Raw genomic sequence first — 25,450 nt, 5'->3', positions numbered from 1 at the left:
TCACCCGGCCCTCGGCGCGCAGACCGCCGTCCGGGTGGCGGCGGCACCCGCAGACGGGTGAGGACTGCGCACGTTCGGCCCAACGTGGCGATTTATCCTAGTTGTTGGGCATTGTCCGGCGTACTTTCAGCGGTGCCCATGCGTGTCACTGCACATCAGGAACAGGAGAAGTCCCTTGGCGACATTCGCTGCTCTTCCTTCCCTCCGAGGCCGCATCATCACCGGCGCCAGCGCGCTGACCACCGCCGTCGTACTCGGCACCACCCTCCTCGGCGCGACGGCCGCCCAGGCCGCCCCGACCGCCGCCCCGGCCCGTCCGTACGGCACGGTCGTCGCCGGTGACGGAGTGGTCCAGCGCCAGTTCCCGAGCACGGACTCGTCCGTCAAGGGCTCGCTGCGCTACCACCAGCAGGTCGGCCTGCGCTGCAAGGTCCGCGCCCAGAACATCGCGGGCAACGACGTCTGGTACCTGCTGCGCGACAACTCGAACTGGGTCTCGGCGAAGTACGTCGACAACACCGGCAACGTCTCCTACTGCAAGGACGTCCTGCGCAGCGACCTCTCCACCCTGAAGGCGGTCCCCAAGGGCGCCAAGGGCTGACCCCCTCCCCCGCCACGAGCCATCCCGGAGTCGCCAAAGTCCCCACCCGCGACTCCGGGCCGGCCCTTCGGCAGCCTGCGGAGCCAATCGCGTCCGCCGTGTTGTCCCGGTTCCGGACGGACCGACCTCTACGGGCTCTACGGGTTGCCTGACCGCACGATCAGTCGAGGGTGATCCGGATGCCGACGGTACCGTCCACGCCCCGGCGCAGACGGCTGCCCAGGAGCGTGAGTCTTCCGGTCAACCCGTACTTGCGGACCAGGAGACGCCGGTAATGCCGGGTCTGCTCGCCGTTGAGGATCGCTGCCCGTCCTGGGACGACCTCGCCCGAGGGGTTGCCGCGTATGTCACAGGCGGACACCAGGACGTCGGCGCGGTTGCGGATCCGCTTGACCTTGCCGGAATCGGCGACCGTCCAGACGCCGAGGGCATCACCGTCCTGAATCACCCAGACCGGCGTCGGAACCTCTGTGCCGTCCCGCCGGAAGGTAGTGACCCGGACGTACTTACCCGACGTCAAGCGCTCAAGGTCCGTCTGACCATCTGTCATGCCGGAAGGCTACGGCACGGCGGCTGAGCCCTGGGGTTCTTCGGAGCCGCAGGGCGGTCGTCGAGGAGCGTCCGGGCTCAGAGCGCGGACCAGGGGCGGCCGGCGGGCCAGATGACCTGGTTGAAGCTGTAGTCGCCCTTGCCGGTCACCGAGAGCAGGGCCATGGGTTTGTTGAGGGGGTTGCGGTTCCGCTGGAGATCGATGGGACCGCTCGCCCCCTGCACGGCGTTGGTCGACTGAAGGCTGACCAACTGCTGCCCGACCGTGTTGGTGGTGACCGGGTCGGTACCGTCGTGGCCCTCGGCGAAACGGATGGCCTTGACCGCGGTGAAGGTCGCGTCGTAGGCCATGATCATGTGGCCGTCCTGAAACATTGAGTCGGTAGCGTCGCGAAATACCGTGACCACCGCCTTGTGGAACTCGGCGTATGCCTGCCGTTCGACGCTGTAGTCGTCGCCCTTTTCCTTTTCCCACTCGTTGGGAGCAGTGAGCGCGGTGAAAAGGAGCGTGACGCCGCCTGTCTGCAGGGCGTGCCGGAATTCCTGGTCGGGGCGCATACTTGAGGTGTCATCACCGCTGACGACGGTGATGACACCCTGCGCGGTCCGGCACTGGCGATTGGCCAGCGCGGAGACGAAGGTATCGAGATCCTTGCCACGGCCGGCGAAGTACACCGCGGAGGCGTGCGCCTGGCAGACGCTGTTGAGCATGTTGCTGAAATCGAACCCGGTCTGCGCGCTGCCGGACCGGTAGTTCAAAGTGGCGTCGCTCAGTTGGAGCTTCTCCGCCTTCGCCGCGCTGACGAAGCCATTGTAGAGGGAGACGTTGTAGGAGTCGCCGTCGTCGGTGTCGGTGACGACGAGGACTTTGCCGCGGGGCGTCCGCTGGGCCAGATAGTGTGCGGCGGCCTGGCCCTCGTCGCTGTTACGGGGGCTGATACGGAAGAAGTCCGGCGCCGTCGTCGCGTCGGTGAGGTCGTCCGCGGTGACGGTGGCGCCAATGGCCGGTATCCGGTGGGCGTTGGCCAATTCCTGAATGGCCTGTTTGGTGGTGGCACGGCTCTGGCCGAAGCCGAGGACGGCCACAAGGCGCTCGCTGTCGACCATGCCTACGAGCTGCCTGGTGACGCCTTGCCACTGCTCGGAGCGGCTGCCGGAGTTGGCGAGCAGAAGCCGGATCCCGTTTTGCCCCTTGAGCCTGGGGAGAGTGTTCGCGCTGTGCTGTTCGGCGTAGGCGCCTTCGAGTTCCTCCCGCACCGCCTCGATAGTGCCGGTGTCCGTCGGGCCCAGGGTCATCGGCAGCATATAGGCGACGCTCACGTAGTTGCCGGAGGCGACTACGGTACGGTTCTCTTTGCGGATCATGCCCTCGATCTCGACCAGTTCCGGGGCGAACGCGTAGGACCCGTCGGTGACTCCGACGCACTGCGCGGGCGTCCCCTGCCGGGACACCCCCGCACCACAACTGGTGTCGGTGGCGGCCCTGTACGCGAACAGGCCGCCCACGGCAAGGGCCGCCGCCACCAGCACGGCCAGCCCGCTCCGTATCCAGGGCCGTGATCTGCGGGGAGGCGGTGCGGGGACGCTGATGAGGCCGTTGCTGCCGATGGTCATGTCGTTCGTCTCCTGCGCTTGGTCAGGCCCACGGCCTGTCGGGATACCTTGCCAGCAGGTCCTGCCAGACGTGCCGGTCGGATTCGCGGGTCGTACGTACCCTGAATTCGGCGAATGCGTGGCGGACGTTGGCATGCATTTCCGCTCGCGGGTCGCACAGCGGGTCCGTGGCCAACCAGCCTCCGATCAGAGCGCGGGCGATAGCGGAGTCGATCTGCCGGTCCGGGTCCGGGTTGGCCGCGTTCACCAGCCGTTGAAAGTGGATGTGTGACGGGTCGGACTGCCCGCCCGGAGGTACCGGGTGCTCGTACCAGAGCCGATTCGGCGCCGTGCAGATCACGCGGTAGATCTGGTGCCAGGTATTCGCGTCATGCTCGTCGAAGACCTGACGGAGGTAACGCACCACATCGGTGAAGTGGTGCAGCGCCATCTTGTGACGGTGTTCCAGGCGCCGGTCTCCGGCGCGAACGGCATGGTCGAGCAGACGGATATGTGTCTGCTCCCACTGGTCGCGGTCGGACCTGTCTCGTCCCTGGGCCAGGCGTCGTAACAGCGCGTACCGGGCGAGCGGTTGCAGCACCGACGCGCTGCCGTCGGCGGCGTACCAATTCTCCCGTGGGACGGCGGCGAGGGCGTCCTCATAGGCTCCGCGGATGCCTTGCGGGTCGAGCCACAGTTCCTCCGTGGCCTCGGCTTCGTCCAGGGTGGTGGCGGCCGAGAGCTGCGGCAGAAACGCGACTATTTGGGGAGGCACGGCCCCGTTCGGCAGCATCTGCCCGAGCAGTTCGTCGACGATACTGTGGTTCGGTATGGGTTGACGCTGCGCCGGGCTGAACAGCTGGTTCAGTCGGACAGGCCAATCGGTCTCGGGCCCGAACAGGGCCAGCTCGTCGAAGATTCGACGTGTGGCACCGGGGTGACCGCCCGTGAGCCGGTGCACGATCCAGCCGAGCCACTGGCCGGGGAGCGGATCGTCTGGCAGCGACTGCGGTTGGTTGTCATCAAGGAAGCGTCCGGCTTGTTGCATCGTCTCGTCGCTGGTCAGACCGCGCAGCATGATCGGGTAGTACGGTGCCTGCCGTACGTTGCCCAACCGGGCCCGGAGGTTGTTCCAGTCCTGCGGGGACGCCGCGGGGCGCCGCGCATCGGGATCGCCTGACACCGTGCGCATCGTTTGCGAGTCGTGCAGAGCAAGGGGCGGCCGTCCCGCGGCGGCTGCGATCAGCAGCGGGTCAGCGACTCCAGTCGGGGCACCGACCATCCGAGCCCGCGAGTCCACCAGCATCGGCAGTAGCCGTCGGCCCAGCTCGGAGTCGGCGTTGTCGAGCAGCAGGACACACCCGGCCGTCCGTCGGCGTCCGTCGCGCGCGGTAACGTAAGCGTGGCGCAGGTCCGACAACAGGGTGTCGACCAAGATCTTTTCGGCTTCTCGGCGGTCGTTCGCGGACCCCTGGTAGAGGCTGTGGATGCCTTCGGCGATGTTCCGGAAGTTGGGGGCCGGTATACGCCTCAGCAGGCCGTTCGCCATGTGCTCGCGCCGCGAATGCTGAAGCGTGCGCAGAAGTTGGGGGAGCAGGTTGACCAGTGCGCTGCCTGGCGAAGCCAGGGTCCACTCCCCGATGATGTTCAGGGCCTCCTGAAGTAGCTGCTCGCGAGACCCGGAGCCGCGGTCAGGGCCGGCTACAGCGCTACGGATCCGCTCCAGAGCCGGTTGGCGCTGCGTATCCTTGACCTCTGCGGCGGTCGCCAGCAGCGCGATCCTGAAGGCGTCCAGCTTCAGCGGCGGCTGCTCCGTCTGATGCTGGTAAAGCTGTTCGACGAGACTGCTGAGGACCTCTGCCAGGGGGTCCGCGGTGGGGCCGGTGTCATTGAGGTCGGCATAGGCGTGCGGAACCGCGCTCAATGACGACCCCAACTGCTTGAGCAGCTCGGTCTTGCCGCTCTTCGCCGGCCCCAGCAGAAGAAGGACCGGCGGGATCGCCGCCTGCGAGCCCTGCGGCCATACGACGTATTGGCTCACCAATTCGGTCAGCCGCCTGTCCCTGTCGGACTGCGGCGAAAGGACAGCAGGCAAGACGTGCTCCAGGAGACGAAGCTGCGCGATCAGAACTTGACCTTTCAAGACTCCAATGATGCATCATCCGACTTACGAGAAAGTCCAGTTGGTGCATTTTATGGTTCCCGGATGATCCATCCGGCCATTCGGGGCAAGGAGGCCCCGAATGGCCGGATGGACATGCCGGGGGGTCACAGCATGGGAGGGAGGCGACGTCCTCTTGGAGGACGCACCTGCCTGGCGAGCAGATGCTCGCCGTCGTGGCCCTGGGGGGCCTGGGGGGCCTGGGGGCCGCCGCGGCCGATGATCTCGTGCATGCCGCGGTGGAGGCACTCCCCCAGCGCCCGGACGCCGAGTTCGCCCGCGGCTTCCCGGGCCTCGGCGTCAGCTTCCAGCTCGGCGCCCGGGTGCTCACCGAGGTCGGAGACGCACCCGCCGGCATCACTCGCCGCTGGACTTCTCCGCCGTCCGCCCTCCGCCATCCGACCTCGGCGCCTCATCCGGAGCCATGGCCCACTACCGCCGCCGCCGGGGGCCGCGGGCGTCGCAGACCAGGTGGCTATGCGGTTGTGGAGCACGTACAAGACGCCCTGCATGCACAGCGAGCCGTCCACCACCACCGCCCCGTTCCGGCCCTCCCCTCACGCACCGTCACACTCACCACGACTCAACTCCCCAAAACCGTAATCAACCCACGGGATCCGGACCCCACGGATCCTCACCCCGGGCGCGCATCCGGTGCTCATCACGGAAACGCAGAAACCGGCTGCCCCGGTACGGCCGCTCCGTCCGGGACACCCCGAAGCCCGGAATGCCATCGCCCGCCCAGCGGCACAACGGCTCCGCCATCCCGCAGTCCAAGTCCACCCATGAAGCGGGTGGTGTCAGCCCACGGCGCCAGATGACCGAAGTCCACCGGTCAGGGTCAGCACCATTCACGCGCCAGCACAAAAGGTCCCCCTCCACCGTGTCTCCCCAGCCAACCAACAGCTCCGGCGCATCGTATTCGTGCTCCTCGCCGGTCAGCCGGGCATTCTCCGTGGTGCCACGGACACACGAAGACGGGTCCTTCGGATAGGCATCAGGAAAACACACCCTCGCCGTACACATCCATGAACTCCACATAGCCCCGAGGAAACCCGTGGTCGTGGCCGTATTCACGCGCAGCCCGACCCCAATCCACCCTCGTCCCACCCGACGCGGGCGGCTCGACCAACCCGATGAGCTCGCTCAGCACAGGACTGCGACTCAGCTCCTCCAGAGTTCGCTCACCCGTTCTCGTGTTCAGGCAATCCGGCTGACACTCAGTTGACAACATCGCCCAGGTTCACACCATTCGGGCCCGTCGATTCCGAAACGAGAGAAACGGAACTTGCCACCCTCTCAGTCCAATGCGACGTAGCCACCATGCACACTCAAGGGAAGTCCCGGAATTTCGAGATCTCCGGCTGCCTGCCGCGCCAGCCAGACAGGAACGTCCTCAGCGTACTCTTCCCATTCTGCCCACTGCCTATACCAGACGCCGATTCTCCTAATCGGCACCCGCACTCCCGACGCCATCCCTCGCTCAGTCAGCCTCGACCACCGGCACAGGACTCGGAAAATCGGGCGGCAGCCCATCGGGAGGAACGGTGCCGCGCATCTTGGCCGCGAGGTAGGACGTCAGGTCTCCCGGATAACTGACCCAGTCGTCGTTGTGACCGCTGACGAGGACGGTCCACGAGTCGGGGTCCTCTCCAGCCGTACGCCAGTAGAAGGTGTCGCTTTCACAGGAGGACCCCCACGGAAGAAGGCCGCCAGACGCAGGAAACGCGGCGTACCCGTGTGACATTTCAGAATCCGCCAGGTCCGCCAGATCTGCGAGAAGACGCCGCACGCCCGAGACGAAATACTTCTCCTCCCCGGGAGACGGGATAAGCAACCCCAGGAAATCGTCCACGCTGAACGAGGGATATGCCTCGGCCAATTCGACGAAGTCCGCAGGGAACGATACGCCGACTTCCCTGGTGATGAACTCCCAGTCGATGCGTCGAGTTTCTACCGACCGGATGGCCAGCAGAGCAGGAAGGGCTTCCTCCAGGTCTCGCAGACTCAACACGTCACCTGCTTTCCGGGAACGTTCTTTATGGTCACGTTGAAGAGCGGACCCTGTGGGGTGATGGCCGTCATCCTGATGGCCGTCGGGATGTTGTTCCGCCCATTGCCATACTGGAGCTGGCCACTATAGGCAACGGCCTGATTGCGGTGTTCAGGCGGCCGGACGCTGGACCCTCGACAGGACTGGGAGGAGTTCAAGGAAATCCTTGCCGAGGCGGGGATCGATGACCGGCGGCTGTACGACGGCAGCAGGCACACCGCGGGCACGATCCTGAACGAGCTGGGCGTGGACATCGTGACCATCATGGAGATTCTGCGGCACACGCAGATCAGCCAGACCCGCCGCTACGTCAAGGGCCGCTCACACCTCAGCAAGGCCGCGATGGGCAGGATGGGGGACACCTTCCTGCCACAGGCTCAGGCCCCAACTGAGACTAGAACTGAGACTACGGACAGTCGGTCGGACCGCGCCCGCCGCCTTCGCCGTTTCTGACTGATGCCAGCGGATGCCGTTCTGCCTGGTCAGGAGTGTCGCCGCCGGATCAATGGTGCCGCCTCGTGCCGCCCCGTCCGAAGGCGTCCGCGCTCCCCTTGCGCTCCCCAAGCACAGGGGGCAACCTCTGTGCGAGGCAATGTGAGACGTCTGGCTCTCCCGCGAACCGGGTCGTGGCAGATCTCGACGGGTCAACCCATCGCCCCCAAGCGCACCGCCCCGAATCAGCTCCCCTCCGCACAGGGCAACGATGCAGGCGCTTGTCGCTATCCCACACCCCGCATCCGTCACCCCCCCGTGCCGCCGCCGGTCCCCGCGGAGAGTACCCGAGTGCCCCCGCTACCCGCGCCTTCAGACACTGTCCAATTCCCGGCCGTGCCGTCGACCGGATCATCGCTGATGAAGCGGCCGAGGCGCCGTGGCAGTTGTCGCCGCTGATCGAACAGGCACTCAGACCGCGGCCACGAGCAGGATGGCGACCGGCCAGCAGCGTGGCGGTCCGGGCGGAGACGTGGGCGAGGGTGAAGGTGATTCCTCTGGGATGCGTATGGGACGACGGGTGCGAGCCCCGCGAGGGAGAGACCTGACCTGACCTGATCTCGCGGTTCGGTTCAGCGCGGGATCCGTGGGCTGTCTCCACTCCCAGAGGTATCCGGCCAGGAAGGGGGCACCAACCACGGTGTAGAGGTACGGGAACAGCACTCCTCGGTTCACGAAGGCACCAGGTCTCCGAACCCCGTCGCTACGAGCTACGGGGCGGCGTGTCCAGCCGGTACACATGAACGGCGCCTCGGGGCACGCTTCCCGTGGCGAGGAGCGTAGAACCGTCGGGGCACGTCAGGACGGAGGCGTTGACGCCGGGCAGTTCCGCGTCGGTCTCGTCGCCGGTGAGGGCGTCACGGACCTGGATGCCACCGCCGACCGTCGAGATGAGCAGCCGCCCGCCACCCTCCCAACACGCTCCGGCCAGTGTGGTGGCGTCCGGCCCCATTGGCAGGGGCGTGCCGATCGCCTCGCCGGTGACCGCGTCCCAGCGCGACAGGGTGCCGTTCATGTCCATCGAGGCCAGCAGGGCGCGTCCGTCGGGCAGAGTCAGTGCGATCATCTGCATGTTGTAGGTGCCGGGGCCGTGGACGGGTGCGCCGAGCCGCTGCCCCGTGGCCGCGTTCCATCGGAGGATGACGCCGGCTTCGTCCTCCGACGCGATGACTGCCGTGCCGTCCTGGAGCGTCAATGACGTGATGGTCTTGACCGGACGGTCCCGACCGGCCAGTGGCGGACCCAGAGGTTCGCCCGTCGCCGCGTCCCAGTAGTGAACAAGGCCATCGACGTGGCCGGCGCCCGCGATGAACGCCCGCCCGTCGGGCAAGGTGCCGCTGGTGATGTCCCAGATGGTGTCGATTTCCGCAAGATCCTCATCGGGCACAACCGAGCCGGTCACGGCGTTGACCCGCACCACGCCCATGTCTGTGGCCACGGCAACGAGCGGGTCGCCTCCCGGCGGATACGCCACGGTGATCTCGGACACCAGGTCCTCGCCGGGAAAGTGCCACATCAACTCACCGGTGTGAATATCCCATCGCCGCACGTCGTAGTCGTCGGCGCTGGTGAGCAGCATGGCCTCGCCTGCTCCGTCATCCGCCAGCTTCGGCACGGCCAGGCGTGCAGGATCCGTGGCGATCGTCGACACGGGGACCAGCCTCAGCATGGATCCTCCGTAGGTGAGTCGGTTCCGAGACCCGCACTCGTGCGTACGGGCCGGCAACGGGGCAGTTTAGGCGTTCCCAGAGTTCAGCCAGACCAACGTCCGCACCGTGCTCATCTCCTCCGGCTCCAGCGACCTGCTCACCTGCACCAGCAGCGACAGCAACACCTGCGCCACCACAGTCGAGAACCAACTCAGCGCGACAGCATCTCAGTTGCGCGCCTACTACACCGACGACAGCACCAACTACAACGTCAGCATCGGCAACGCATCCGGCCAACTGACCGTGTACGTGGCCACCATCCCCCCGTTCGCCGGCACCCACACCGCAACCCAGGAGACAGCGCGCGAGGCAGTCAACGCCTACATCCTGGACAGCGCCAACCAGCTCTACCTGGGCGGTGCCGCCGACGGTGCCATCGACTTCGCCAAAGCCGTCTCCACCGCAGGCAACGACACCTCCGACACCGTCAAAGCCGCCGACATCTACACCAGCGGCACCAACACCTACCCCAACAACACCTACTACCAAGACCTCGCCCAGCAATACCTCACCGACAGCGCCCCCAGCGACGGCAACGTCGGCATCCAGCCCAACTTCGTCGGAGCCATGGTCGCCACCCAGCGAGCCAGTAGCTGACTCATCTGGGCGAAGGGGTGCGGTGACCACCGGTCCCGGCCGATCACCGCACCCCTCTTCGAAGCAACACCTTGTCGGGAGCCGACGCCGCGAGGTCGCAACTGACGAGAAATCAATTCCAATGCGCTCCCCTGGCCTGCCGACAACCCACCCGCCGCGCATCCACAGCCGAGCCTCTATGAAGAAAGACCAGCTCAAGCGACTTTTCTGCGTACGAACATCCTCAGCCGCTACGTAGAGCGAACAGCCGACCAACGCATCGGAATGCGTGGGTCAAAATGCCCTCGCTGGCGCACATTCCATGGTCAGAAATCAGGAAAAACCCCAGGTCACGGCGAGTGAGTCCTGGGGTTTCCCGGAGCCGCCTTCGGGATTCGAACCCGAGACCTACGCATTACGAGACCGTGAGGGATCGTGGTGCACGGTGCCCCGTCGTGCTGGCTGATGCTGTCCTGCCTGATCAGAGCACGCGCGGCTTGTTGGCCTGCGCTGCCTCGTGTTACGTCGTCCAAAGGCGTCCGGCCACCGGCCGACCACCGGAGGCGCCGAAGTCCTCGCTCATTGAGCTTCTTCGAGTTGGCCACCGATCGGGTGATGGTCGTGAAGCGCAACGAACGAGGCCCCCGAGCTGTTGATCGAGATGTCTGACGTCTCAATCACGTTGCCCGGGGGTCTCGTTGGTCATCCATCCTGCCGCACTTGACCTGCCGCATGCCCTCGTGGAGTGGGTCACCATGCTGGTTGCCACTCGTGAGGGCGACCGGCGCTGCAAGCTCCGTCCGTCCCAGCGGGCGATGGTGGCACTGGTGTACCTGCGAGAGCACACCACTCTGGCGAAGATCGCCGCCGGGTTCGGGATCAGCGAGTCCACCGCCCACGCCTACACCCGCGCGGTCGTCGACCTGCTCGCCGAACGAGCACCGGGCCTGCTCAAGACGCTGCGCGAGCACGATCCCGACTTCATCCTGCTCGACGGCACCATTGCAGAGTGCGACCGGGTCGGCGACGGCCAGGCCGACTACTCCCACAAACACCGGCGCCACGGAGTGAACGTGCAGGTCGTCACCGACCCCTACGGCCGGCTGCTGTGGCTCTCGCCCGCCCTGCCGGGCCGCACACACGACTTGACCGCCGCCCGCACCCACCAGATCATCAGGATCCGCGAGCGCCAGGGCGTTCCCATCCTGGCGGATCTTCCGCAGGTGCCGGTGCAGCCCCAACCGCATGACGTCAATCGTCAAGGCCATCCTCACGCTGGAGCGGCAGCGCTGAAGATCCTTAGTGAGCGCTTCGTCTGGCGATAACCGCCACATGAAGGGCTCACCCGCCACCGAAACCCCTGGGGTCAGTCCTGATCTTGGCTGTACTGGGCCGCGTACCAACTGGAGTCTATGGCGGGGTTGCGCAGCGTCCCCCAGAATCGGTCGTCAGGTATCGGTGGCAGGGGCTGATTGCCCAGGTCCGCATGCAGGTCCGCACGCCAGTCGAGAGTAAAGTGACTCCGGGTCTCCGCGCTCTCGCACACGGACCTGTACGGGGACCCCCAGATCCCGAGGGCTATCTTCTCCGCGGCCCACCTGCGTGTGTGATCTCGGCCGGTGTCGGCCTGTGCGAGCACCGCGCGGAGTCGCAAGGCGAGCGGGCCGGTCTGGTCCGGCTGTGGCGGGGCCACACCGCGCTCCCACGCGTCCAGGGCTGTCTTGACCTCCGGGTAGTGGTTCAGGCCCGTTTCGACCGCCAGTCTGCGCAGCTGCTTCCGCGCGGCCTCAACCACCCGCTCATACGGCAGTGTCGCGATCAGCACACCGAGTTCCTCATGCCCGTCCAGGTGGCTCACGTGGAGGAGGTCGGTGGGACTGTAGGACAGGTCCAGCTCCGGCAGCTGCTCATCTGGTGCGGGAAGGGGCTCGTCGGCACTGTACTGCGGCCTGGCAGGCGGATGCCCCTCCCAGAACAGCCGGCCGTTGAAGGTGACGACACCGGCGTCCTGGCCGCGCTCAAGCGTGCCGGCCAGTTCGGCCAGATACTCACCCAGCGAGTCGGCCTGCCCGAAACTGGTGCCGGTCTCGTCGAAGAACCGTCCGATCGCACCGAAGGAGTCCCGCCCGGTACGGCAATCCATCACAAGACCGTCCGACGTCACGTCGTAAGAACCGAACTTCACGTAATCGTGAAGCCAGTAGCCCTCAGTCTCCCCGCCGAGAGCCTGGTCGATGCCGCGCATGAACCCGGTGTCCCCGAGGATTCCACTCACTCCGAGCAGCCGGTCGCCCGTACTGAAGCGAAAAGCCTCAGGTCCCTCCAGCGCCCCGTTGTGCCGGAGGAGTGAAGCGACCAGGTCCGGAGGAAAAGTGACCCCCAGTTCCTGTTGCGCTGCTGCGATCTCCTCGTCTCCTGCGGGCGGCCGAAGCGTGGCAAACGTGCGGGGCGCGTGCTCGCGCAGCCACGCGTCGATGCGAGTCCATGAGTCCTGGACCAGGTCTGTTGTCATAGGGCCGACCTTAGAACCAGCGGCTGACAACAGCTTGATCGTCGCTCACCGGCCTTGCCGCCGGGTTGGCGTTCAGGCCGGCAAGATTCGAGTGGCCCCTTGTCCCGGCCCACCAAGCTGCTGGCACCGGACGCTGCAGCCACCCACTCGACGCTGCAGCACTCAGTCGCAATCACCCGATCGGTGGCCAACTCGAAGAGGCTCAGTGAGACTGTCGTACTCCGACAACCGACGGCCGTGCCGCCGCGCCCTGCACGTTGTATTCGCTACGAGCGCTGGAGCAGCCGCCCGAGTTTGGCGATCTGGGACTTCACCACGTCCATCGGCACGTCGGTGGTGCCGTGCCCACCGGGGAAAGTCATGGTGTAGAACGACACGATCGTTGCCCCGGAACGCACGACCACGAAGTGGAAGGGGACATCGACCGGTTGACCGCCATCCGGATCCCCATTGCCGTCGACACTGGGGACGACCTGCGTGAGGCGGTACGCAATGGCCTCATCGCCGACCTTCGGATCGGTCAGCGCCTGCGGATGGGTGTACTCGTATCCCCCGCCCGGCTGCGAGAAGTCGGAGCACGTCCGTATCGACGTCCGCAGATCGGCGATGACCTCGAGAGCCTCCGCGGGCCGGTACGAGGTCAGCGCCATTTCGGTGATCGGGCCGTCCCCGGAGGCGGGGCTGACCTTCTGCTCCACCACAGCGAAGTACTGGTAGTCGCTGCTCAACGAGGTCATACGGTCCAGCGGTTGACACGCGGCTGGTGACGTACGCGGCCACTTGGAGACATCAAGAATGCGGGGGGCGATCTCGACACCATCGCCGCCGCGACCGGCCACGGTACCGGTCGTCCATCCCGGTATGTCCTTCGCACCTACGACGCCCCGCTGAAGCTCGTCCTGACTCAGCGTCCTCGCCGGCACGGCCGAGTGCACAGACCGCGTCCCCGCCGCACTCGCGCTGCCCAAGGGTCGCTCCCCCGCCTGCTGCACCCCACCCCCACCACACGCACTCACTGCGCCCGACAGCACTACCGCACAGACTGCCAACACAGCCCACGATGCCCCAGATCTCACTGTGTTCCCATTCCTGCTTCAGCACCTGCTCAGATCCAATTCGAGCACACGGACCCCTGGCCCGCGACTATTGCTGGATCACGGTCAGCGAGGTGAGAGATACGAGATGAAATCGGATCATCACACGGCTCGCCGCTGTCGCCTTACCCGCGCCAAGTACACCATCATCTGTCTGAATAGGTGTCCAAAATTTTTTCACCGGCGCCTGATCAACCGCCGAGGCGTTTCAGCGCCTTCTTTGCTTGATCTCGAACATTGATATCCGAATGGTCGAGCAGGCCTTCAATACGCTCACGAGCCTCAAAGAATTTCATCTTTCCTAGGGATTCGACCGCAGAGTCGATAACCGTCGGATCGTCGAGCAGCCCCAACAAAATCTCAGGAACTTCGGCACTTTTCACTTTGGGAAGATTCAAGACGATCTGCGTTCGGGCAACTCCGTACTCTCGACTCGTGGCGAGCGAGATCAATTCGCTAGCAACCGAGGGGTTTGCAAATACGCCGAGGCCATTCCCGATCACCCATCGGATGTGCTCCTCAGCAGGTTGCGAAGCCTTGGGGCGCATCGAATCTTCAACAGCGGGAGGATGGCGAAACAGGGTCAAGAATACAGGCAGAGCCTCAGCCTTAGCGAAATCGACAGACAGCGTTCTAACAATGTCCTCAACCAGCGGAAGATATCTTCCCCTCGGAATCCATCCCAAAAGCAATGGTACTGCAGCTTGGTATTTCACTCCTAGCTGGCGCAACTGCCCAACGCTTTGCACTTCAAATCCACACCCAGCAAGATCAGCAAGAACGCCAGCGGCACTTTCAGAATACAGCTGCCTCCGCCTGGTCACATGAGGATCGCGCGCCTTCGACTCAAGAGAGGAAGAACTATTGATGAACTCTATTTTCTCAGATCTGGTGAGACGTCGTCCTTCACCGGGTAGATTTTCGTCGTGCTTCATGGCAAGTTCCTGATGAGTTTGATTTCGCCGGAGTCCACCCTGGCCTGCAGAGGACCCGAGAGTCGCGTACTACCCCGCACATAGAGGCGCACCTGGTACCCGTTGGCCGCAGCATACTGGAGATCATCTTTAATTTGCGTCGAAAGATGCTGATATTTAACGTTCTTCACCTCGCCAATCACACCGGCAGAATGGTCAAGTTCGTCTGGAATTCGATTACGTCCATTGATGCGAAGCGTTTCGGTATTCTTGGTAATTCCAGCAGAAGCTTCGCCCTGCTGCCCAACGATACACGGCCCTGGACCGCCAGCGTTGTGAACGAGGACCGACGTATCACCCCCCAGCACATAGAACGTGTGCAGCTTGTCGACGGTGAGGTTGTACGTGGTCTCGCTGTGGCGGTAATTGCGGACTGCCGAGACGGTGAGCAAAGTGCCGTCGGGCTGGCGGAGTTTGTCGCCGGGGTGGAGGTCGGCAGCGTTCTTCCACTGGTGGTCGGTGGCGTCCCAGTACGGGTGGTGCTGGGTCGAGGTGATGGTGTGGGAGCCGTCGCCGGTTCCGACCGTGAGGTCGGTGAAGTCATTGTCCGTCGTGGTGACGATGACGTCGGTGACAGGCCGGGCCTGGGTGGTGCCCGTGACCGGGTCCGTCGCGAGGACTTCGTCACCGACCTTGACTGTCGCTATCGGGACGGCTTTACCGTCGGCCTTGAGGACCTTGGTGTCCGCGGTGAAGCTGTTCCGCGCGCAGGCACTCGCCTTGCTCTCGCCGACTTCGGAAAGTTCGGGGACATCGAAGATGAGCAGCGGCAGCTGGGCTTCTGCCTCGATCGTCCAGTCCCACATCTCGGCGTCGTGCTGGCACTCGGACATGTGGTCGATGCAGTAGGTGGCGGCGATCTCCTTCGCGCCGGCGACGTCCTTCGGGTGGTGCAGCAGGTAGTTGTACGCCATGGTGCAACCGGTGCGGCCGTAGCAGACCGCGTGCCCCTTGTATTCCGGGTGCCAGTACCCGCCGGCGCCGGACCCGGTCTTGTTCTTGCCCCCGCCGTAGAGCTGCGATCCGACCGAGCCCGAATCGTTCGAGGTCGGCGAGTTGTCGGTTATTTCCTGCGTACCGCTGTCCCCGAGGTCTCCGCCGCCCTCGCTGCCGTCGGGGTTCCGGTTGGCGCCGTGGGGGCCGCTGGGGCCGTGGGGCTGATCGTCGACGCTGCAGAAGGGCGGGCAGTCGGAAGCGGGGTGGTGGATGCGATTACCGCCTCCGCCGGTGTCGCCCGACTGGAGACCGCTGGGGTCACTGGAGGTGACCGGGCTGTCGCCCGCGTAGGCGTAGCCGCCGACCTGGTTGGGGTCGGTGGCCTCGAAGAGAGGGTCGGCGGAGGTGAAGCGGCCGAGGACCGGATCGTAGTCACGGGCGCCGAGGCGGGTGAGGCCGGTGGTCGGGTCCTGGGTGCCGCCCACGAAGCCCTTGCTACCGGGCCAGTCGGTCGGCTGTGTACCGCGGGGGTTGCCGTACGGATCGAGGAGCCGGAACGTCGGCGTGTGATCGGTGGCGGTCAGCTGCGTGGTGCCGGTCGCCTGGTCGTTGGACGCGATGTAGCTGTAGGCGTCGCCGGGACCGGTACGGGTGCAGGTGACGTCGCCGGGAAGGGCGACGTACCGGGTCGCGGTGACAGCACCGGCGCCGGGCACCGACGGGTCGTACTCCACGTCCTGGTCGGAGAGGAAGAGCGTGGTCTTCCCGTCGGGATCGGTCCGCAGAAGCTGATTGCCGTCGGCGTCGTAGGTGTAGCTGGTGGGGTTGTCCTGGCCGGTGGTCTTGAAGCTCGCGAGCTGTCCCTCGTCGTTCCAGACCAGTGTGTCCGTGCCGGGTGTCGTAGTGCGGGTGGTGGTGTTGCCGGTCGCGTCGTAGGCGTAGGTGCCGCCGGTGACGGTGCCGTCAGGAGCGGTGGTCCGTGTGCCGGTGAGGGTGTCGGGCTGCGTCGCCGGCGCGTCGGCCTTTCCGTAGGTGTACGCCGTGGTCGTGTCGGCACTGATGCCTGAAGTGCCGTGATTCACCTGGGTCTTGCGGTTGCCGTCGACGTCGAAGGTCCAGGACGTCCAGTACGTGGTGGACGGGTCCGCGCCACCGACTGTGGGGTTGGTGCCCGCGACCGTGGGCGCGCCGGCGCAGTTGTCGGTCGCGGTCCACGCGTCGGTGAGACGGTCGAGCCCGTTGTAGGCGAAGCACTGGGTGTCGGTGGCCGAGCCGAGCCGACTGTCGCTGATCTTGGTGATGTTGCCGGCGAGGTCACGCGTGTACGTCGTGTCCTGGAGGTTCTCCGGTGCGGTGGACCGGCTGATGTTCGCGTTGTTCAGCGCGCCGGTGTGCTCGTCGTAGGTATTGGTGAACACCGCGCTGTTGGTCGCCGAAGCCCCGTCGACAGCTTGGGACACCCGTGAGAAGGCGTCGAAGGTCGTATCGCGGGCGTACGTGGACAGGCCGCCCACGGAGTCCACCATGTCCATGGAGTTGTAGCCGTAGGAGACCTTCTCCGACGGAAGATTGCCGACCGCCGGGTAGGTCGTGGACAGCGGTAGTCCCAGGTTGGGCGTGTATCCATAGAAGTAGCCGTAGGAGCCGGCCAGGCCGGTGACATTGCTTGGGACCGTGGTCGTGATCTTGGTCGGGTTGCCCTGGATGTTGTAGCCGTTGACGGCCTGGACGTAGGCGTTGCCTGCGGAGTCGTAGCGTGTCGACGCCGTCATCCGGCCGAGGCCGTGCGGAACCGCGGGATTTTCGTACGTCCAGTCGGCGAGCTTGTGGGACGCGGCGTCGGGACCGTCGTACTGGGCACTCCTGCGGCCCAGTACGTCGTAGGTGGTGAAGATCGTCTTGCCCCGGGCGTCCCTGGTGGATGTCAGACGCCCGTCGGCGTCATACCCCATGGTGCTGGTGCCGGTGTCCGGGTCGGTCTGCGAGATCTTCTCGCCGAGCAGGTTGTAGGTGTACGTGCGCTGGTTGGAACCGGGGTCGGTGATGGCCGAGTTCTGGCCGTGGCTGCCGGTCGCGTCGAAAGTGAACTTGGTCGCGGCCGGACTGCCGCCGGTGATCTGGTCTCCGGTCACGGTGGGCGTCGACTGGTAGGCGTCGGTCTCCGTGGTGCGGCCGCGGGCGTCAGTGACCGTGCTTGTCACGGTGCCGCCGGTCAGCGGAATGGTGGTGACGCGGTCGCCGCCGTAGACGGTCTGGATCCTCTCCTTGACCGTTCCCTTGTCCTGGGATTCGGTCAGCACCGGCCGGGCGAGGCTGTCGTACGTAGTCAGAATCTGGTCGGTGACCTGCGGGTCCGTGGTTCCGACCAGCGTGGCGCCGGGGGTACTGGAGCCGTCCCAGTACGCGTTGTTCGCCTTCCAGACCAGACCGCGGCTGTCGTAGAAGGTGTCGGTCAGCAGCCGTCCGCCCTGGGGAGTCTGGCTCTGGGTCTGACGCGAGCGCAGCAGCCCGTCGTAGATCTCGACGGACGTGGCGTAACTGCCGCCTTCGGTGAGCGCCTTCGTCGTCACGGCAGGCGGCGAGGTCTGCGAAGGCGCGTAGGCGTACGTGTAGTTGGCGGTCTGCGTGGCTTTGGACCGGCCGGGAAGCCAGACCCCTGTTGTGCGGCCCAGAGCGTCGTAGGCGGTTTCGATTGTCGCACTGTTGGGGTCAACGACCTTGGTGGCAAGACCTCGGCTCGGGTCGAGGGTGGTGGTCGTCGCCTGGTCGAGAGGATTGGTGACGGTGAAACCCGTCGTCTGACCGTTGGTGGTGACGTAGTCGGTCTTCGTCAGGTTGCCCAGAGCGTCCCATCCCCGGCTGACACGACCGTAGGAGTCGTAAAAGGCTGCGGACTTCACCTGGTAGCCGAATGCTCCACCGGCCCAGTTCTGCGCCTGGGCCACGAGCGTCGGCTCGCCCAGGGTCGGCGTCGCCTGCGACGCGGGTAGCGAGGGTGGCCAGGACGTCGGGGCGGGGGTTTCGTAGTAGGTATGGGTGTCGGAGATGACATCGGCGGGACGGTTGACCCCCGTGGGCGCGCCGTGGCCGTCGGAAGTGCCGGCCTCACCGGCGCCGCAACTGCCCTGGACCGTCTCCACCTCGCTGACCAGGCCGACCAGATTGAGGTCCGCGTTGACCGGTGCGTACGAGGTCGTGGCACAGGTCTCCTGCGCCGGCTTCGCGATGTCGCCCTGGTCGTCGGTGTAGCGCAGCAAGCCGGTGCTCTTGTCGTAGGCGTACGACACGCGATCGGTGCGCCAGGAAGTCTGCGGAGCGGAAGTCACCGCGGTGGAGTTGGTGATGGCCGCGTTGCGGACCATCTCGGCTTCCAGATCCGGCAGTCCGGTGCGGGAGCGCGTCGCCTTCGCAGCGCTGACCCAGTAGTCGTCGACGACAGCGGTCGCCGCCGGCCCGCTCACGCCCCGATACGTCACGGTCTCGCGGACGTTGCCTGCCAACTCGTCGGCGTCGGCGACCAACGTCGCCTCACCGGGCACGCTGACATCGCCCGACAGGCTGACGTTCGCGGAGCGGGTGGTGCCGCCCGGCAGGGTGTCGCCGTTCATCCCCTGGTAGTAGCGGGTCTCCGAAACGGTCTGTCCTTCGGTGGCCTCGCCGACGAGCGTCCTGACGGCGCTGTATCCACGCCATTGCCCGTACGTACGGTACTTGGCCTTGACCACCTCGTTGTCGTCGTAATGCCAGGCGGCCTTGCCGACGCTGTAGTCGTAGGAGGTGACGGTGCTTTCCGGTGACGCCCTTGTGTTGTCGTTCTGGGTGACCGACGACACGACGTACTTGTTGAACCAGTCGAGGAACTGTGTGGCGAGACCGTCCGGCGTCCAGTACATCGGGAAACAGGCGGTGGTGTTCGTCGAAGGATTGGTCGCCGTGCTGCAGCCGGTCGGCGCCCTGTAGTTGACGCTGATCGATTCGCCGGACTCCGTCGTGATACCGGCAATGCGCATCTTGAAGAGGTCCGGATAACCGTCACGGACGTTGAACCGGTTGGCCAGTCGAATGTACGAGAACTTCACCGGCGGCAGAGGCAGAGTCCCCGCATCGGCGGTGTGAGTGATCGAGTCGAGCCACAGCGCCGGCTTCTGGTTGCCGTCGTTGGGGCTCGGGAAGCTCTGCGCCAGCAAGTACTCGTCGACATCCTTGTACTTCTTCGCCGTCGAGTCGTAGATCTGCGTCGCGATCGACTTCAGACGGAAGGTCGCGAAGAACGCAGGCGAGTGAATGGCGCAGGAGGCACCGCTGTCGCAGTTGAGATCCCACGGGACGTCCGGCCAGTTCGCGGTGTTGGAGCCGATCGGGTCGCACGTGCCGGCGACGCAGCGGTCTCCCACTGTGAACTGGACGCGCTGGGGGGCGGTGGTGCTGCCGTTGCCGAGTCCGTAGTCGATGTGGTCCAGCCAGCCCTCGCGGGTGTACTTCACACCCGTGGTGGCACCGTTCGCACCGTAGTAGTTCGTGTGCTGGTTGTAGTAGTAGACCATCGCATTGCCGTGAGCATCGACGACCTCGTCGAGGTTCCACTGCCATGCCTGCTGGCACGAGGAGGTGGCGAACGTCGACTTGTGGCACGGGTCGCCGTCGTGTGCGCCGTACACCGGCACGGTCCAGGCGGAATGCGTGGTCCCGTAGCTGGGAATGGAATTGCGGCCGTAGTAGTACGTCTTGCCGTCGTCGGTGATCTTCCAGTAGTCGCCGTCATAGGTGTCGTTCTGCGTGGTCGTGCCCGTCGTCTTCAGCTCGACCTTCGCCGTGGGGTCGGCGGAGAGGCTGTAGTTCGTGGGCGTCGAGGCGTCGTAGACGATGTCCTGGGAGCGACCGTTGAAGACGATGTGCAGGATCTCCCCGGCCCAGCAGTTGTCCGAGGTCTTGGGCGCGGTGCCTGCGGGGTCGTCCTTACACGGTATGTACGACCGGGTGACGGCTCCCTGCGAGTAGTCCCAGCCCTCGCCGATCCAGCTCGGCTGGTTGTCGGTGGAAGGAAGTCGGCCGTCCACCGATTGCGAGGAGTAGCTCAATTCCACGTTGGGCGTCAGGTCACCGGGTGTGGGCGGTACGGAGATCGGATACGAGTACGTGAAGTCGCCGCTGTTGCCGCCCGCCGACCAGGAACCCGACGGGGACAGAGGCGTGGCCGAGAAGTCGCCGCCGCCGCTCGCGGTGCTGGACGTCGCAGCGAGCAGGATCGTACCGGTGCCCGCCGGGGCGGAGGCGATCCGTACCGTGCCGGTGATCTGCGAGCCGGTTGCGTCGTTGGTGCTGTTCGCTACCGGCGTCTGCTTCTGACATTCCGGCTTCGTGGGTGTCGTCAGGGCGCACGGCGGAAGTTGTACGAGGCGGAGTCGCGACGACCAATCGCCGCCGTACGCGTCCTTGAACCCCGAATAGTCCACCGCTACGGAGACCGGCCCGCCGTCCGTTCCGGCGGGGACGCTCGCGGTGAACAGCAGGCCGTTGACCCCGGCTTCGGTCGCCGCGCCGTGATCGCGAAGCCGGACCGTGACATGGGCCGGCGCGCCGCCCGTCGAGGCCGCTGACTTTGCGGTCTTCGACGGTGTTCCGGGCTTCACGAGCACAGGGAGGGCGCCTGCTCGTGTCCATGAGACGGCGCCGCCGGCCGTGGCGTCCGTCCTTGCTTTCGCCGACTTGCCCTGGGAGGCGGGCGCCTCAATGTCCGCCGTACCGGAAGCGGCTGCCGGCCAGCGTACGTCCCGGGGTCGCCACGATGCCGCGGGGGACGGCGTTGTCGTTCCGTGCGGCAGGGCGTGCACGGACACGGATTTAGTCAAAGGCGCGTCCGGAAGGTTCGGTTGAGCGGCGGACGCGACAGCCGGAACTCCGAGGAGCGACACCATCAGGCCCAGCACCGCGGTCTGCACCACGCTCGCCGACCGTCTTCCGACCCGTCGCCGAGCACCTGCGGTGCGGCCGACGGACCGGGCCCCCCAAGACGCAGACATAGAACCCCTCCCCAGAGATCGTCAAGCCTGCGAACCGTACGAGTCGTCCCAGGTCAGATGGAAGGGCGCAAAGGATTCTTGACCATTGCGTGAACGTTTCTTGAATAATTCTGAGTGAGGATGCACAAGTTGACAGCCGACTCACCCTGCCCATCTCTCTCCGGAGGGGACCGAGCGAAGAGCGGCACGGAGGCGCTGTCACACCAAGATCACCGGGCGGCCGAACGCGCCGCCAGGAACAAGGGGGGGCTCATGCCCATAGGTAGGCGCCGTGGTGCGCGAAATCATCGTGGCAGCCGGTGGGTTCGTCCTCCGCGTGTCATGCTCAGCGCGGCAATCCTCGCTTCAGGACTGACGATCCCGTTGGGCGCGTCCACGCTCGCGCACGCCGATACCCAGGCGCCGTCCGCTTCGGCAGACATCGGTACGACAGCAGCCGAAGCGGTCGCGCAGGCAAAGAGCTCCGGAGCTGCCGTCGACATACCGTCCCTGACGACGGCCACGGAGACCGTGACCGCCAATCCGTCGGGCACGCTCAGTGTCACGGAGTCCGTCTATCCGACGCGGGTGCGGCGGGCGGACGCCTGGATTCCGGTCGACACCACTCTGCACACGGCCGCGGACGGCGCCCTTCAGCCAAAGGCCGTACCTTCGGGCATCTCCCTCTCCGGTGGCGGCTCGACGCCTTTGGCAACCATGACATCCGTGGGCCGTCGACTGGCTCTGTCCTGGCCCGCTCCCTTGCCGGTGCCGACGGTCTCCGGTTCGACCGCCACGTACGGCGATGTACTTCCCGGAGTCGATCTCCAGGCGACCGTGAGCCCGCTCGGCGGTTTCACCGAAGTCCTGATCGTCAAGGACGCCACCGCGGCGGCGAATCCCGCGCTCTCCACCCTCGTGCTGAACGCCGACGCACCTGATCTGACGGTCAACGGCGACGCCAGCGGCAGCGTTGTCGTTGCCGACCGCGACGGCGTTCCGGTCTTCACTTCTCCCACGGCGGCCATGTGGGATTCCAGCACGCAGACCGCCACGAGTGGTGCGGCAGCTTCACGGCGTGCGGCGGCAGTGGACCGGGAGTCGTCGGCAGCGGCAACTGCCTCGTCCTCCTCAACGGCGCCCGGCTACGGAGCCAAGACCGGCACGGTCGCGACGCACGTCACCAATGGGCATCTCACCCTCACGCCCGACACCACGGTCCTGCGCGGGGCGGACACCCACTACCCGGTCTACATCGACCCGGACTTCAATCCGATGCCGGGCAACGATCCCAAGACCGCGTACGACGAGATCCAGCAGGGCTGCCCGAGCAAGAACGCCCTCAACTCCTCCACCGCTCCGTACAACACCCCCGGCGTGGGACTCAACGACTTCAGCGGCTGTATCGGTGTTGAACGTGCCCTCTACCAATTCAAGACCGATACACACCTGTGGAACGCCGGAGCGCGGGTGATCAGCGCCACGTTCAAAGCGCAGGAGGTCTACTCCGCGTCCTGTTCGGTGACGTCCAACGTCAACGCCTTCTATTTCAAGGGGGCTCTGAGCAGCTCCACCACATGGGACAAAAGGCCACTGGACATCACCCTTCAGGACACTCAGTCCTACGGGAGCGCGTGCAGTTCCGCTCCATCCAAGGGCTTCGATGTGAAGGACGCCTTCACCCGGGCACATGACGGCAAGCTGTCCTCGGTCGGACTGATGCTGAGTGCGACACCCGCTGATGAGGGAAGCGGGCTGAACTTCCGGCGCTTCGCAAACAACCCCACCGTCACCGTTGAATACAACACCGTCCCGACGGTGACATCGGCCGCCACCAGTCCTTCCGCGAGCACTATCGGGCACACGACGGTCTTTCTCAACGCCAGTGTCTACGATGCGGATGCCGGAGCCCCGGTGCAGGCGAAGTTCACGCTCACGGGCAAGGACAGCAGTGGCAAGACGGTCTACCCGGTAGCCGGATCACCGGCGCAGCCGGTGGAGCCCAGCACCACTGTCACCCAACAGGGGACGATCAGTTGGCGTGCGGGTTACCTGCCCACCGGCACGTACACGTGGACCGCCCAGGCCGACGACGGGGACAAGGCGCACGCGGCGTCCGTCGTCACCAAGACCTTCAAGGTCGATGCCACGGCTCCTGGTGCGCCGAGCATCACGTCCCCCGACATCTACCCGGCGGGTGACGACGCCCCGCCGCTGACGCCACCGGCACGGACGCAGTTCGAATTCGACATCACCCCGCCGGCCGGTGTCACCGATATCGCGTACTACGCCTACAACTGGGGCAGCGCGCCGCCGACGGTCAACCCGCCGCACACCGTCAAGCCCGACGCCGGGAAGCAGAGTGCGACGCTGCGCATCGTTCCGATGGGATTCGTCCGCGACCAATTGTTCGTCTACGCAGTGGACAAGGCGGGGAACGAATCGCCTGCGAACAATTTCAGCTTCAACACCGCTCCCCCGACGACTCCGGACGCAACGGGGGACCTGACCGCCGACGGTAAGCCCGACCTCGTCATGCCAGGAGCCGACGGTAACCTCCGGGTCTACCCCGGAACCGGAAACGGCAGTCTGGCCACCCCGGTGAACCTGTGGTCCACAGCTCCGGGCGCCCCGGCAACGGACTTCACCGGCGCGAAGACCGCAGTCGGCGCGTTCAGAGGAGACGTGGAGCAGGACATCTTCGTTCTCAGCGCCGACAAGCAGGCGTACATCTACGAAGGGAACGGTGACGGTGAGCCGGTGCCGTGCTCCACGAGTCCGGACAATTGCGCGGATCTGAAGCAGTCCGCAATCCTTTCACCGGGCCAGGATCCGGAAACCGGCGCTGACATCCCGGCCGTCGAGTGGTCTCATGTAACCCAGATCGCCGCGGACAATTCTCAGTACGCGACGCAGAGCATGCCCGGTCTGTGGCTTGTCACCGATGATGGCGGGCTCTACTGGGCCGCTGGCACGGCCACGTACGGAACCTTCGACACGCCGCGGCTCATCAACAGCTCGTTCCTGAACACCGAGATCACTTATGCGGGTGTTGTGAACGGGCAGGCCTCACTGTGGGCAAGGAGCGCCACCTCTGGCTCGCTCACCCTCTACACGGGAAGTCCCGACTCACCTGCCGGCGCTGACCCAAGTGCCAAGATGGTGACCGCTTCCAGTGGTTGGGGCACTGGCAGTATCAGCAGCATCTCATCGGCCGGAGCAGCCAATACGGGCACTGCGTCACCCGATCTGTGGGCGATCGATGCGCAGGCCGTCCACAACATCTCTTACGCGCCCGCGGGGAGTACGGCCGGAAATCTGGGGACGCGCACGCACGTTCAGACCGTTACTCCATCCGACGACTTCACCGGCGACGGCAAGGCCGACATCATCGCCGGCTGGAATGACGGGACCCTGCACCTGTACACCGGTCAGGGCTCTGGCAAACTGACCAGCGGCAAACAGATCTGGGACTCGGGTTGGAGCATTGTCCGGCTCATGGTCGCCGGAGACTTCACCGGCGACGGCCGGAGCGACATTATCGCTGCCTGGGACGACGGATCTCTGCATCGCTACGACGGCACCGGGACGGGCGGTCTTGAGGGCAACGTCAGGCTCTTCCCCGGCAGCAACAACTGGGGAATCGTAAGGGAGATGACGGCAGGAGATTTCAATGGCGATGGCCTTACCGATCTTGTCGCGGTCTGGAATGATGGAACCCTTCACCTCTACGTCAACAACGGAGACGGCACGCTCAAGCCGCCTGTAGATTTCTGGGGCGACAACTCCTGGAGCGGGATGCGTCTCCTGTCCGGTGGCGACTTCAACGGCGATGGCAACAGCGACCTTTTGGCCATCCACACGTCCGACGGGGTGTTGCGCCTCTACAAGGGCGACGGGAATGGCCATCTCGCTGCCGCCGTGGAATCCGGGAGCCTGGACTGGTCCAATATTCGGGATATCATTCCCGGCGACTTCAGCGGTGACGGCAAGGCAGACCTGGGTGCCATCGCTGGTGACGGATCTCTCCGTCTCTACCAAGGCAATGGCACTGGTGGCTTCATCAACGTCGGTGACATGTGGCCGGACACCTCATGGGGAACTGTGCGGATCACCACCTGAGTCCGGTGCCCGGGTGTGTCCCGCTCCATAGCAGGGGCGGCGCACCCGGGCGCCGGGCCGATCACTCACCTCTCGACAG

General features: G+C 65.5%; 12 protein-coding genes and 2 pseudogenes. 5 read left to right on the top strand and 9 right to left on the bottom strand.

Annotation, left to right across the window (positions count from 1 at the left end):
* The first annotated feature begins 175 nt into the window (after nucleotides 1-175).
* A complete protein-coding gene (locus BGM09_RS35350) occupies nucleotides 176-601 on the top strand; it encodes an SH3 domain-containing protein (protein ID WP_223188050.1) in 426 nt (141 codons plus the stop codon).
* A gap of 160 nt (nucleotides 602-761) precedes the next feature.
* On the opposite strand, the gene BGM09_RS35345 is transcribed toward BGM09_RS35350, so the two are convergent.
* The 4 genes from BGM09_RS35345 to BGM09_RS35330 form a co-directional block, all read right to left on the bottom strand.
* Complete coding sequence (locus BGM09_RS35345; RefSeq protein ID WP_188285839.1) at nucleotides 762-1,151, bottom strand: PPOX class F420-dependent oxidoreductase; 390 nt, start codon at nucleotides 1,149-1,151, stop codon at nucleotides 762-764.
* Between the two features lie 77 nt (nucleotides 1,152-1,228).
* A complete protein-coding gene (locus BGM09_RS35340) occupies nucleotides 1,229-2,764 on the bottom strand; it encodes an ABC transporter substrate-binding protein (RefSeq protein ID WP_188285838.1) in 1,536 nt (511 codons plus the stop codon).
* Nucleotides 2,765-2,786: 22 nt separating this feature from the next.
* On the bottom strand, nucleotides 2,787-4,886 hold the full coding sequence (locus BGM09_RS35335; RefSeq protein ID WP_188285837.1) for a hypothetical protein: 2,100 nt from the start codon (nucleotides 4,884-4,886) through the stop codon (nucleotides 2,787-2,789).
* A 1,501-nt stretch (nucleotides 4,887-6,387) separates the two neighbouring features.
* Nucleotides 6,388-6,918, bottom strand: a complete 531-nt coding sequence (locus BGM09_RS35330; protein ID WP_188285836.1) for a hypothetical protein — start codon at nucleotides 6,916-6,918, stop codon at nucleotides 6,388-6,390.
* Nucleotides 6,919-7,074: 156 nt separating this feature from the next.
* Here BGM09_RS35330 and BGM09_RS35325 point away from each other — a divergent pair.
* Nucleotides 7,075-7,410, top strand: a pseudogene (locus BGM09_RS35325) (tyrosine-type recombinase/integrase); the annotation flags it as partial.
* Between the two features lie 742 nt (nucleotides 7,411-8,152).
* Here the strand turns inward: BGM09_RS35325 and BGM09_RS35320 are convergent.
* The gene (locus BGM09_RS35320; RefSeq protein WP_188285835.1) at nucleotides 8,153-9,118 is read right to left on the bottom strand and encodes a WD40 repeat domain-containing protein; all 966 of its coding nucleotides are present in this window, start codon (nucleotides 9,116-9,118) and stop codon (nucleotides 8,153-8,155) included.
* A gap of 106 nt (nucleotides 9,119-9,224) precedes the next feature.
* Here BGM09_RS35320 and BGM09_RS35315 point away from each other — a divergent pair, with 106 nt between their 5' ends.
* Together BGM09_RS35315 and BGM09_RS35310 are read left to right on the top strand one after the other, a co-directional pair.
* Nucleotides 9,225-9,755, top strand: coding sequence for a hypothetical protein (locus BGM09_RS35315; RefSeq protein ID WP_188285834.1), 531 nt, complete (start codon nucleotides 9,225-9,227; stop codon nucleotides 9,753-9,755).
* A gap of 677 nt (nucleotides 9,756-10,432) precedes the next feature.
* Nucleotides 10,433-11,027: pseudogene (locus BGM09_RS35310) on the top strand (transposase family protein).
* Nucleotides 11,028-11,100: 73 nt separating this feature from the next.
* On the opposite strand, the gene BGM09_RS35305 reads toward BGM09_RS35310, so the two are convergent.
* From BGM09_RS35305 to BGM09_RS35290, 4 genes are all read right to left on the bottom strand, one after another.
* On the bottom strand, nucleotides 11,101-12,246 hold the full coding sequence (locus BGM09_RS35305) for an SMI1/KNR4 family protein (protein WP_188285833.1): 1,146 nt from the start codon (nucleotides 12,244-12,246) through the stop codon (nucleotides 11,101-11,103).
* Nucleotides 12,247-12,512: 266 nt separating this feature from the next.
* Nucleotides 12,513-12,983 (bottom strand): hypothetical protein, encoded by a 471-nt coding sequence (locus tag BGM09_RS35300; protein ID WP_188285832.1) that lies wholly within the window; start codon nucleotides 12,981-12,983, stop codon nucleotides 12,513-12,515.
* A gap of 548 nt (nucleotides 12,984-13,531) precedes the next feature.
* Complete coding sequence (locus BGM09_RS35295) at nucleotides 13,532-14,275, bottom strand: HEAT repeat domain-containing protein (RefSeq protein WP_188285831.1); 744 nt, start codon at nucleotides 14,273-14,275, stop codon at nucleotides 13,532-13,534.
* The gene (locus tag BGM09_RS35290) at nucleotides 14,272-20,880 is read right to left on the bottom strand and encodes a putative toxin (protein WP_188285830.1); all 6,609 of its coding nucleotides are present in this window, start codon (nucleotides 20,878-20,880) and stop codon (nucleotides 14,272-14,274) included. Before BGM09_RS35290 ends, BGM09_RS35295 begins: the two co-directional genes overlap by 4 nt.
* A gap of 711 nt (nucleotides 20,881-21,591) precedes the next feature.
* On the opposite strand from BGM09_RS35290, the gene BGM09_RS35285 reads away from it, so the two are divergent.
* Nucleotides 21,592-25,371 (top strand): FG-GAP-like repeat-containing protein, encoded by a 3,780-nt coding sequence (locus BGM09_RS35285; protein WP_188285829.1) that lies wholly within the window; start codon nucleotides 21,592-21,594, stop codon nucleotides 25,369-25,371.
* Nucleotides 25,372-25,450: the final 79 nt, after the last annotated feature.

The organism is Streptomyces sp. CBMA29, from assembly GCF_014596445.1.
GTDB lineage: Bacteria > Actinomycetota > Actinomycetes > Streptomycetales > Streptomycetaceae > Actinacidiphila.
The sequence above is the reverse complement of the archived record's forward strand: the minus strand, read 5'-3'. Positions and strand labels throughout refer to the sequence as shown.